Origin of the sequence: Nostoc sp. TCL26-01, from assembly GCF_013393945.1 — a bacterium.
Lineage (GTDB): Bacteria > Cyanobacteriota > Cyanobacteriia > Cyanobacteriales > Nostocaceae > Trichormus.
In genome coordinates, this window is the sequence record NZ_CP040297.1 from 3,773,869 (window position 1) to 3,785,918 (window position 12,050).

Below are 12,050 nucleotides of genomic sequence, written 5' to 3' on the forward strand. Positions count from 1 at the left end.
GTTGTGCCGTTGTCATTCCAGCAGTTTACAGAAAAACTAGATACCCTTGACAAACAAGTACAAAGGTATCAAGCTAATTTTTTCAGAACTTAAATGCTTTAAATGTATGGTACTAAGAGAACAACCTATTGCTATCGATTTGTTTGCCGGGGCAGGAGGCTTTGGTTTAGGTTTTGAAATGGCAGGCTTCTCTGTACCTTTATCCGTTGAAATCGATGCGTGGGCTTGTGATACACTACGCTACAATCGCCCTCATTCAACAGTTATTCAAAATGATATCCGCAACTTTAGTACAGAACATGACGTTAAGGATATTTGCATTTTTAAACCTGATATTATAATTGGTGGGCCTCCATGCCAAGGATTTAGTATTGCTGGGCCAGCCCAAAAAGATCCTAAAGACCCTAGAAATAGTTTATTCATCAACTTTGCACAATGGATAAAATTTCTTGAACCTAAAGCGTTTGTAATGGAAAACGTAAAAGGGTTGCTATCCAGAAAAAATGCTGAAGGTTTTAAAGTTATAGATATTATTAAGAAAACATTTGCAGAACTTGGTTATTTTGTCGAAGTATGGGTTTTAAATGCTGCGGAATATGGTGTTCCACAAATTAGGGAACGTGTCTTTATTGTTGCCAATAAAAAAGGTGAAGAACTCGGTATTCCTAAAAAAACACATTCTCTGCAATTTTTAAATTTCCATAGGTCTCAATTATCAATATTTGATGATACGAGTATTATACCTGCACTAACTTTGTGGGACGCAATATCAGACTTACCAGAACTTAATGCGCGTGAAGGAAGTGAAGAGCAACCCTATTATTTAAAACCTCAAAATACTTATCAGGCTTGGGCTAGAAATAGTAGTACTACACTTTATAATCATGTGGCAATGGAACATTCTGACCGTTTAGTAGAACGTTTCCGGCATATAAAATGGGGTGAATCCAGTTCCGATGTACCTAAAGAACATGGAGCTAGACGACGTAGTGGTAATGGTGAATTATCAGACAAATCTTATGATCAGAATAATCGCCGTTTAAATCCTGATAAACCGTCTCACACTATTGCGGCTTCATTCTATGCTAATTTTATCCATCCTTTTCAACATCGAAACTTAACAGCTCGTGAAGGAGCTAGAATTCAAGCATTCCCAGATAACTATAGATTTTTTGGCAAAAAAACTGTCGTATCTCATAAATTATTGCATCGAGAAGAAAGATTTGATGAAAAATTTCTTTGTCAATATAATCAAATCGGTAATGCTGTGCCGCCTCTTCTCGCTAAAGTAATTGCACATCATCTTCAAGAGAAATTAGAGTTATGCCAACAACTGATAGAAATCCTCTAGTTCATGGTTCAAATCTTGAACAAAAAGAGAATCATCGTACAAAATACAGAGATCCTGAAAGCCGAAATTTCCTTAAAGAAATCAGAACTGAATATGACAAATGGCATAAAGCAAATCTGAATCTGATTGGGCCAAAATCAGAAATTACTGACCAAGATGATTTAATTCTTACTCAAAGAGTGGAACTTCTCACTACATATAAAGATTTTTTAGATCAGCAGCATTATGCAGAAAAATTTGATTCAAGATCCAACCTTCACTCTAGTGTTTTAGAAGAATTTCTTTATTATTTATTTAAAGATTTAGTACAAGATTTTGGGCAGAACGCTCTTATTGGTAAGTCACACACGTTCAAAGATATTTTCTTCGTACCACCAAAATATTCGGAAATGCTCAAACGACCTTATGCGCGAATTGAGAGAAAAGATCATGATTTTGTAATTGGTGCAACTATTCAAGCATCATTTGAAGCAGCGCCTCCTCCAGAACAAGATAATACTCCTGGTGAAGTGCTGACAATTTTCAAGGAAGAGCCTGATACATATTCTGAAGTAACAGTCACAGGTAATATTGAGACGCATATTTTTGATATTCCAGTTGTTGCCATCGAATGTAAAACATATTTAGATAAAACCATGCTTGAGGGATCTTCACGCGCAGCAGAGGATTTAAAAGCGAGAAATCCTAATAGTTTATACCTTGTGGTTATGGAATGGATAAAACTGACCAATGATGTAAATTTACGAAAATATAAAGTTGATCAAATTTATGTACTACGTCAGCAAAAAAATACTGATAGAGAGTTTAGGTATGAATCAACCTACATAAAAAATTCAATTAATCCAACGGTAGTACAACATCTTTTCCAGAAAGTGCGTAACCATTTAATAAAGGATTGGGCTGGTGGTATTGAGTCTGGTATACAGCGTGGATGGTTAATTGATGAATAAATCATGCTTGTTTTTAAATTTAATTATATTTAAGAGTATAAAAAGATAGGTATAAGTGCAAAAATGTAAGTAACTATCCTAGTTGAAATTTGTGAGACCATCTATTCATGTTAAATATCGTTTTGAATTGATTGGCAATGTAGTTCGTTTATGCTACTTCTTGAAGTGCAGAATGTGGGTTACGAATTACGGATTGGTATTATATCTTCCACTATCCCTTAGACTAGAGGCAGCAACCTTGTTCAGACTGGTCGAGGAAAGTGGAAAGTGACAGAGACGAACAATTTAAACTCTACCCTTCAGGATGTGTCACGTAGGGAATTGCGGGATTTAGTGAGGACTCAACTGCGAATGCTTTTAGAAGCAGCAGATTTGCAGGGGGCCAAAGCTATTCTTGTACCTGTGCAGCCTGCGGATATTGCCGAAGCGATTGAAGGTTTACCGGAAGCAATGCACGCTTTGGCTTTTCGCTTACTTTCTAAGGATGAGGCCATAGAAGTTTATGAATATCTCGACTACAGTGTGCAAGAGAGATTAATTGAAGAACTCAAAAGTCAAGAAGTCCGGGATATTGTTGATCAAATGTCGTCGGATGATCGAGCGAGATTATTTGATGAATTGCCAGCAAAGGTAGTTAATCACCTCCTAGAGCAACTTAGTCCCGCAGAACGCCAAGCCACAGCGCTGATGCTGGGTTATGAAGCCGATACAGCCGGGCGGATTATGACTTTGGAGTTTATTGCCCTCAAAGAGAATTTTACTGTAGCTCAAGCCTTAGAACGCATCCGCAGCCTAGCTAATGCTAGTGAAATCATTTATTACTTATATGTTACTGATCAGGCCAGGCGTTTAACGGGGATTGTCTCTTTACGGGAGTTAGTCACATCCCAGCCAGAACAAATCATTGGTGATGTGATGACTCGTGATGTGATTTTTGTCAACACAGATACCCATCAAGAAGAAGTAGCGAGATTGATTCAACGGTATGATTTTTTAGCTGTACCTGTGGTTGATAGACAACAGCTGTTAGTAGGAATTGTCACGGTCGATGATGTGATTGATATTCTCCAAGAAGAAACCACCAAGGATATTTACGCTTTGGGTGGTGGTGTGCAGTCTAGCGGTGACAATTATTTTCAGATGGGTTTACTAGAAGTGGCACGCAAACGGGTATTGTGGTTATTTGTTTTACTGATCACCAACACCGTTACAGGCACAATTATTAAATCTCAAGAAGATATCTTGACAAAAGTTGTCACACTAACAGCATTTATTCCCTTACTAACTGGTACTGGTGGTAACGTCGGCGCTCAATCTTCTACTGTGGTAATTAGGGGGATGAACACCGAAGAAATTCGCTCCCTGGGCAGTTTGCAAGTAATTGGTAGAGAGGCGATCGCTGGTGCATTATTAGGAGGTATGCTGGGATCTATCGCTACGGTCTGGGCTTATTTTCTCCAAGGTCGCATAGAAGTAGCGATCGCTGTTGGGACTAGTTTGATAGCTATCTCTGTTTTAGCTTCCATATCCGGTTCCGCATTGCCATTTCTGTTTCGCTTTCTGAAACTAGATCCAGCATTAATGTCAGCACCGTTTATCACTACAGCAGTTGACGTACTCGGCGTTCTCATCTACTTCAATTTAGCTAGAGTAATTTTACAGTTATAGGACTATAGGACTAGTGTTTGATTATTGAAAAATGAAAAAACTCAATACAAGTCGATGAACTTCTTAACCCATTACCTATTACCTAACCTACAATTCTGATGCGGTATCAGGGGCAATAATCTCGCCGCTTCCCAAGTTCAATATTAAATCTTGATCAGTGATTAGTTCGCTGAGTTCTTTAACTTGCAAGTTCATTTGTTCACAAGCTTGTTTGAGTTGCCGTGCAAATGTATTGAGATCATTCCCGTAACCACATTGATAAGCAGCAACCTCAATTCCCTGCTTGGCATTTGCCCTTGCACAATCTACTAATTCTGTACCATGTAATTGTTTTGGGGATGCCATAAAGTGTTTTTAATTTCCTATTTAAATGTTCAACGTTATCTAGGTTAGCAATCGTTCTTGGGGAAATCATCTCTCTGTTGGTAGACATAACAGCAGAAAATCAAATACCTAACTGATTAAATCAGTTATCAGTTATCAGTGAAGAGTCCTAACGGCGTATGGTGGGGGATTTAAATCAGTTATCAGTTATCAGTTATCAGTTAACGCTGATTCAATGATCTTGACTGATAACTGTTCACTGTTAAAGTGGGGGACTTAAACCCAATATACATATAAACCAATACGGTTCAGTTAAGAAAATAAATGAATTCCTACACATAAAACAGATCTATTTTTTGGAGGGGGTTTGGGGGACGCAACCGTCCGAAGTTTTGTGGAAGGAAACCTTCCCCACAAACTTCTCCCAATCGGGGGTTTGGGGGAGAATCCCCCAAGTCTTGGTTTTTGGGAGATCAATAAGCTGACAACCTTAACTGAACCGTATTGACATATAAACTATTTAGAGACGTTGTATTGCAACATCTCTACTGTTTCACATTTAAAAGAAATTGGTATAATTACTTGCCTAGAGACTTCCAGAAAATAAAATATTCAATGGGTGACAGCAAATATTATGATCATTGGAGTAAAGCCCGTTTGCCTGGTGCAGAGATGGATTGCAGATGAGATGCGATCGCCTGTACTTGATGTTCTAACTCTTGGTAAGTTAAAGTATTTGTCTGTCTTTCTCCATCTTTCAAAAATTGTTACTTTTTAAAAATTACACTGTATGCAAATATAGTTATATGAAAAACAATCGTTTAGGATCATTTCTGGGTGCGATCGCTACGATATTAGCCTCGAAAAAATTTGCTGTAATTTTTATCTCTATTCTCTCACTAATACTCATTTTCTTTTGCCTGAAAACCAACCCCATTAGACAGGGTGATGGTTATGAATATGCTTTAATTTTGCAGAGTTTTTTCAATCATTTTAGTCCAGATATTCGAGAAGCCGATATCACCAGCCTGATAAAAATTGTGGAGAGTCAGCCTAGTTCTTACGATGTAAAAGTGCTGCAAGGAATATTAACAGCTTTAAAAAATGGTGAAAATGAAATTTATTTAGGCATTCTCAAGTCGAGCCAAGGAGAATATTTTGGTTATCATTTTTGGCTATATCCATTAATCAATTTACCAGTGAAAGTATTGTTGGCTGTGTTGCGCTTAAATGAACTCAAAGCGTTTCAATTAACCAACTCTTTATTAATTAGTTTCACACTCATTTATGTCTTGCTATTTTCTCGACAATCTCCTTTTACTAGATGGGCGATCGCCCTACTTTATTTAGCCGGGTGTATATTCTTTTATCTCCTATGGCCACATCCAGAAATTTATCTGGCAGCGTCTATTTTAATCTCTGGATGTGCCTTCATTGATCAACGGATTTATGTAGCAGCGATCGCCGCCACCTTAGCTACTTTGCAAAATCCATCAGTAGTTTTTCTTTTAGCAGCTATTTGTCTATTTTTTGTCGCTAAAAACTTCACATTGGCTTCCCTAAAAAATCCTCTAATCTTCGTCAAAAAATATATATGGATAGCTTTGATTGCTGCTATTTCTTTTTTACCTTATATTTTTTATTATTATCATTATCAAGTTCCCAATTTAATCGCTCAACGAGGGTTTGTTGATCCTCGTCTGATTAGTTTAGCAAGATTTAACTCTACACTATTTGACTTAAATCAAGGGCTAATCGTCGGTTTTCCCGGTATCATGGTTGGTGTTTTGACACTGCTGATATATCGCTTAATTCGCGTGATATTTCAGCATCAGCGTCCCATATTTAATCAGGCTGACATATTATTAGTAGCATTTTTCCTGATGCTCCAGCCCACCTTAAGCCAAACAAACTGGAATCATGGACAAGAAGTATTCAGCCGCTACGCTTTTTGGGCAACAATGGCTTTGATTATCTGGTTAGCGGCAAATATGTCAGAACTGAAAGGCTTACTCAAATACTCCTTTCTACCTATAATCTTAGTCTTACAGATTTTTCCCAATTATCTATTTTTTAAACATCCTGGAGATGGACATTATTTAAAAATGAAATCTTCTGCCGCTTGGGTACTAGCGAATTTTCCTAGTTGGTATAATCCAGAGCCAGAAATATTTGCTGAACGTGTTCGAGAATATGAGCAATTTGGAGAAACAATTGCTCCTACCCCTACAGATTCTCCCTTCATTTTCTTAGATAAACAAGGCTATATTAGAAAAATTCTGGTTTATCGAGATTTCGCACTCCAAACACAAGCACGCCTTTGTGGAAACCAAGGAAAACTCACCAGTCTAGACTCACAATATTCTCCAGAAAAACTCTTGTCAGACATGACATTTAATCGCCAAGGATGGGGATATATTAATGGTAGTTTCCGATGTGCTATTCCCTTCAGGATTAATTTTGCCCAAGGGGGTAACTCGCGCAACTTCACCCGTAAAGGTTGGGGAAAAATTGCCGTCGATGGTAGCTTGATGAGATATCCAGAAGCTACATTGATTTTGCCTATTGATACTCGGCAATCAGGTAATATTAAGCTAGTCGTAGAAATAATTAACCTAGCAGAAAATCATAACTTACCAGTCAATTTACAGCTAATCATCAATAATCGTGTTATCACAGCATGGAATTTAAAAACTACAAACCAAATTACTGCGTATCAAGCAGAGATTCCTAGAGAAATCCTGCGTTCTCAAGCTCCATTATCTGTCAAATTGCAAGCAAGTACATCTCCAAAATCTGCTGAATCTTTCAAAGTTAAAGTTGTCAGTATGAAAATAGATATATAAAACTCATATTTGATTTCTGAAAATTACGTAGGGTGTGTTGTCGCGCAGCACAACTCACCAAATTCAGACGTAGGTTGGGTTAAGTCCAGCGCAACCCAACATGGATCTTAAAAATCCAGTATGGATATTGGTGTTGGGTTTCCCAAAGCCTCAACCCAACCTACTAATACTAGATATCCAGAGATATTTTTAAAAACTAATCAGCAACTTTGTTTAGTTTTTGCTTGAGCAACTAAAACAATTTTACCATTGGTATCGACAATCCATCTCTGTGCTTCAACAATCGTTGACGATTCTGGTATATTCACCACAGGAATAAACCTCAATTTATCGCCAATTAACGAATTATGGAGATTACCAAAATCACTATGACGATTAGATAAATTAATTCTCTGATTAATCAAACTTGCTCCCTCTAAAGTTTGAGGAATATTGTTAGTAGTTATGAACAAAGAACTAGGTCTTGGCTGATGATCTGGACTACAAATTTGGACTATGCTTGTGTCAACCTTGATGGGATTGACGGGTAAAAAGGCAAATTTCTGCTGAGAGGCGACATCTAGAGAACTAAGATTAACTACATCATTGGCAGGTAGAGGAACTACTGTCGAATTAGCGTCTATATCTATGGGATTAACACTAGGTAGTATATTGATTAATGGATTGCCTGGAGTGATAGCAATAATGTCATTGCTTAGTAGACGTTGTGCATTCAACTGAGTAATATCGGTAGTTCCTAAAAGCTGCTCAAGTTCTGCTCGACTACGAACAACAAAACCAAAAATTCTCTTGGTGTTAATGGTGACTTTACCACCCTGACCATTAAAAGCGTTAGCGCTGATATCGCTATTTTCGTCAGTAGATGAAACAATAAATGGACTGTTAATTTCTATATTGCCACCATTACCACCTAATAAAGCCGTACCTGCTGAAGTAGAAATTTGACTATTACGACGTAGTTGTAAGATTCTTTGGAGGTTCAGCGTGATATTACCACCATTAGCTGAGGTAGTTTGAGTGAGTAATTGACCTTGACTATCTAATTTGAGCGATCGCGCGGTAATATCTAGATTACCTATTTCTCCACGACCTTCACCAATCATCGACAAACGACTGGGAGTATTACGTCCTATACCGATAACTTCTACAGCATCAGTAGCGTTAACAATCAAATCTCCCCCAGAACCAATTCCAAATGCACCGACTCTTACCTCTCCACCATCCCAAATAGCCAACTGTCTAACATTTAATCTCAAGCTACCTACATTACCAGAACCATAATTATCGGTAGTAATTCTCGCTCCATCTTCTACTCGCAGCAGTCCTGTATTAATATTTAAATTGCCGACATTATTGGTAGCTCCTGGTTGGGCTGAGACAAAAATACCACTGCGAAAAATATCATTAGGCGCTGCTGTTGCTAACTGTGAAGCTCCACTTAACTGGACGCTATCTGAAGCATTGATACTTAAATCACCCCCACTACCCCCATACCTAGCAGCAATCGATATCTGTGCGCCTCCTTGAATAGACAACCGCCTAGTTTCCAGAGTCAAATTACCAGTACCACCAGCATCATCTATCGCATCCACAGCTACTTGAGCAAAAATTCCACTAGGAATATCACCATCCGGCGTTTCGCCTATCAAGTTGATAGTATCTGTTGCTCTCACAAATATATCCCCAGCTTTACCCGTACCAAATGTCGAAGCTTCTATCCCTGAACCACCTGTAAGCAAAAGTCTGCTAGTATTAACAGTCACGTTACCACCACGACCTGTAACGTTCACACAACGAGGGTTGAAAGCACAAACTTGCGAACCAATAAATGATGTTTCCCTCAGTTCCACAGAATTACCAGCCGTAATCAAAACGTTCCCAGCTGTCCCTTCTCCTTCCGCAGAACTGGCAATATTTGAACTACCACTTAATCTAATTGATTCACTGGCACTGAGGATTAAATTGTCACCAGCTTTTGAGCCAAAGTTCAGCGCAAACACCAATGAATCATCACTTACAGTAATATTTCTCCCTTGGATATGGATAGTACCACTACTATCGACAACAGGAAAATCACTAGTATCTACAATTGCACCGTTTGCAAGTTCAATATTGCCAAAATTCTCTACACCAGAATATCCAAAAGCATAACCTCTCTCAACAACACTCAGATTGACAAAACCACTCCCAGTCACACTCCCCAACTCAATTCTGCCTCCTGGTGCTGCCAAACTACTAGCTTGGAGAGACACATTACCACCAATTAAAGCTAAAGTTTGACCATTTTGAACTGTCAGCGCCAGAGGTAAAACATTAGCATTTGGTTGCGAAATATCACCAGAATTACTACCAAATTGCAACCCAACAGGTACACTGACTGTTAGTAATGGTGCATTATTATTGGCATTGGCTCTAAATTCTGTCCCATCAGCAAACCTCAGACTATTCGCTGTAGTAGCAACAAATGAACCAGCAATATTTAAACTAGCATTTGCACCAAAAATTATGCCTCTTGGGCTAATAAAAAACAAATTAGCTCTACTACCTGGCCTCACTGTGATTGTGCCATCAATATAAGCAGGTGAACTACCAGTAATTCTCGTAATAATATTTCTCACCGCTAAATCATGATTGAATAAAGCAGTATTACCTGTAGTATTAGTAGTCAAAACAGAAAAAGAAAATTCTTGGAAACTATGAAATAAATTTTCTCCCCTTTGAGTTCCTCCCTCAATTACCTGAATATTCCGCACAGGTCTAACAGTTGAGTTATTAGGTAGCGTATTATCAGGAATAATTTCTGCTTTGGTGGACGTGATGTTTAGTAGCCAAAATAAAAGAATACCAATCCCAGCTAAAAACGTAGGCTTGAGCATATTTATTGCACAATAAAAATAAGAGGAATGCAGATTTGCGACAATTAAAGAGGAAATTATATTGTTGTATTTGTTTTTAAAAAGTAGTTTTTATAGGCTTACAACATTAATAGCTGTTTTTTCTGGAAAAAATCAGCACTTATTTTAGTAATATTTGTATTTTTTTTAGTATGTATATTCAATAAGCCACTGCTGCACTATCTTGTATATTGCCAGGAATTTATTTTCTACAGCATTTACGTACCAGCATCATAGATACTTTCAAATACATTATGCCTGTTTGCTGTCTTTTTAAAGATGCCTGAGCGCCATCACCTACAATACAGGTATCTCCGATTTTCTGTTCTTTCCAGCGTGTTTTTATGCTAAAAAAAGTCATGTGATTAATTAAAATTATTACTCATCCTCAAACAAAGACTCCAAATCTCGATAACCACTCACCACGCGCAAAATTTCCACCCCATCATCAAGAACTTGATAAAGAATTACATATCCATCTAAGGGTAAACCACGCAATGAGGGTTTAATATGAGCATAACTACGTCCCATGCTAGGAAAATTTGCTAAATTTTGGCACTTTTTATTAAATTCTCTAAATAATTTTTCTCCTGCTTCCAGATTTCTTACAAGAAAGTAATCAGCAATTTCGTTTAAATCTCGACTTGCAGATGGTGCGATAATGTAATTACTCATTCCTGACTCTCACGCGCTTTTTGGAATCTGTCGAGTATTTGCATTACTACAGTCTCACCATCTAACCCTTCACCACGTTCGAGTTCTGCAATTGCAACATCAACTTTTTGCCGAGTTTCTTCTACCCATTCCTGATACTCCTTATCCTGTTTTTCTAGCAATTTTAATGCTTTACTAATCACTTCCTCAGCATTTGCATATCTACCTGTAGCAAGTTGTGCTTGGATAAATTGCTCAATTTCTGGCTTAAGTGTGATATTCATAACTATTACCTCAAATAAAAAAATTAATCTCTGCTTTGCGTCTCTGCGCCTCTGCGTGAGACAAAAAAATATTTATGCAACCCTGCGACGATACGTTTCTATTTCTGCTGCTATCTCTTCCTCTGTCAAGGGATTATCTGCGTGTGTCGCTTGTATTTCTTTGAATAACTTTTTTAATTCTGCTGCTAAACTAGCTCTTTGATTATCCTCTGTCAAAATAATCACTTCAACTCTTTGTCCTACTTTAAATGGTAAATCAGATAATACTACCTGCTTTGGATCTGTAATGGTGATGTAGGTTTTATAAGCGTTCATAATTTATCCTGTTCTCAACTTTTGTCTAACTTTGTTCTAACAATTTCGCCACATTCTCAGCAATTTTCTCCTGACTGTTCACAAGCGCCGACACTTACCCAACTACTAGAACCATCTTCCCAATGTTCTTTTTTCCAAATAGGAGCATTATGTTTGAGGGTATCGATAGCATAGCGACAAGCTGCAAACGCCTCACTACGATGAGGACAACCAACTGCTACTAAAACGCTAATTTCTCCAACTTGTAAATGTCCAAGACGATGATGAATTACCACCCGATTTACATCCGGCCAAGTAGAGCGAATATCAGCAGCAATTTGATAAAATACACGCAATGCCATTGGTTCGTAAGCTTGATATTCCAGAGAAACTACAGGTTTACCATCAGTTTGATTCCGAACCATACCACTCATGACTACCACCGCACCGTTAGCTGAGTCATTAGCTTTGGCATAGATTTCTTCTAGAGATAGAGGCGCAAAAGTAATAGCAAAACTGTCTTCAACTTTTGGCTTAATCACAGTATTAAGTGTAGATGGCAAGATTGATTTCATAATTATAAACATCCCCTTTGATTACTAATAGGACTTACGCACTCAACCAATAAACCCTTCTGAGGGTAGTCAATAGTCAATGGTCAATAGTCAATAGTCAAAATCAAGTTTTTTTGGACTGTTGACTATTAATAAAAAAGCCAGAAAATTTGGTGACACTGCGTAAGTCATAACTAAAATGATTTGTATAGGTAAGTAATAGGCAACAAG

General features: G+C 37.8%; 11 protein-coding genes. 4 read left to right on the forward strand and 7 right to left on the reverse strand.

The window, feature by feature from the left end:
- Window positions 1-106: 106 nt before the first annotated feature.
- From FD725_RS16310 to mgtE, 3 genes are all read left to right on the forward strand, one after another.
- Window positions 107-1,351, forward strand: a complete 1,245-nt coding sequence (locus tag FD725_RS16310) for a DNA cytosine methyltransferase (RefSeq protein WP_179051561.1) — start codon at window positions 107-109, stop codon at window positions 1,349-1,351.
- Window positions 1,324-2,301 carry a Bpu10I family restriction endonuclease gene (locus FD725_RS16315; RefSeq protein WP_179049101.1) on the forward strand — a complete coding sequence of 326 codons (978 nt, stop codon included), beginning with the start codon at window positions 1,324-1,326 and terminating at the stop codon, window positions 2,299-2,301. Before FD725_RS16310 ends, FD725_RS16315 begins: the two co-directional genes overlap by 28 nt.
- Window positions 2,302-2,568: 267 nt before the next feature.
- Window positions 2,569-3,969, forward strand: a complete 1,401-nt coding sequence (gene mgtE / locus FD725_RS16320) for a magnesium transporter (RefSeq protein ID WP_179049102.1) — start codon at window positions 2,569-2,571, stop codon at window positions 3,967-3,969.
- A gap of 87 nt (window positions 3,970-4,056) precedes the next feature.
- On the opposite strand, the gene FD725_RS16325 is transcribed toward mgtE, so the two are convergent.
- Window positions 4,057-4,314, reverse strand: coding sequence for a hypothetical protein (locus FD725_RS16325; protein ID WP_179049103.1), 258 nt, complete (start codon window positions 4,312-4,314; stop codon window positions 4,057-4,059).
- Window positions 4,315-4,931: 617 nt separating this feature from the next.
- Window positions 4,932-5,054, reverse strand: a complete 123-nt coding sequence (locus FD725_RS32540) for a hypothetical protein (protein WP_256871633.1) — start codon at window positions 5,052-5,054, stop codon at window positions 4,932-4,934.
- 45 nt (window positions 5,055-5,099) lie between these two features.
- Between FD725_RS32540 and FD725_RS16330 the strand changes: the two genes are divergently transcribed.
- The gene (locus FD725_RS16330) at window positions 5,100-7,139 is read left to right on the forward strand and encodes a hypothetical protein (protein WP_179049104.1); all 2,040 of its coding nucleotides are present in this window, start codon (window positions 5,100-5,102) and stop codon (window positions 7,137-7,139) included.
- 200 nt (window positions 7,140-7,339) lie between these two features.
- Here the strand turns inward: FD725_RS16330 and FD725_RS16335 are convergent, their stop codons facing one another.
- The 5 genes from FD725_RS16335 to FD725_RS16355 form a co-directional block, all read right to left on the reverse strand.
- Window positions 7,340-10,015, reverse strand: a complete 2,676-nt coding sequence (locus FD725_RS16335; RefSeq protein WP_179049105.1) for a filamentous hemagglutinin N-terminal domain-containing protein — start codon at window positions 10,013-10,015, stop codon at window positions 7,340-7,342.
- A gap of 396 nt (window positions 10,016-10,411) precedes the next feature.
- Window positions 10,412-10,708: a type II toxin-antitoxin system RelE/ParE family toxin gene (locus tag FD725_RS16340; protein WP_179049106.1), complete on the reverse strand. Its 297-nt coding sequence runs from the start codon at window positions 10,706-10,708 to the stop codon at window positions 10,412-10,414.
- Entirely contained in the window at window positions 10,705-10,971 is a 267-nt protein-coding gene (locus FD725_RS16345) for a type II toxin-antitoxin system ParD family antitoxin (RefSeq protein WP_179049107.1), read from the reverse strand. Before FD725_RS16345 ends, FD725_RS16340 begins: the two co-directional genes overlap by 4 nt.
- A gap of 72 nt (window positions 10,972-11,043) precedes the next feature.
- Window positions 11,044-11,286 (reverse strand): hypothetical protein, encoded by a 243-nt coding sequence (locus FD725_RS16350; RefSeq protein WP_179049108.1) that lies wholly within the window; start codon window positions 11,284-11,286, stop codon window positions 11,044-11,046.
- 56 nt (window positions 11,287-11,342) lie between these two features.
- On the reverse strand, window positions 11,343-11,840 hold the full coding sequence (locus tag FD725_RS16355; RefSeq protein WP_179049109.1) for a molybdenum cofactor biosynthesis protein MoaE: 498 nt from the start codon (window positions 11,838-11,840) through the stop codon (window positions 11,343-11,345).
- Window positions 11,841-12,050: the final 210 nt, after the last annotated feature.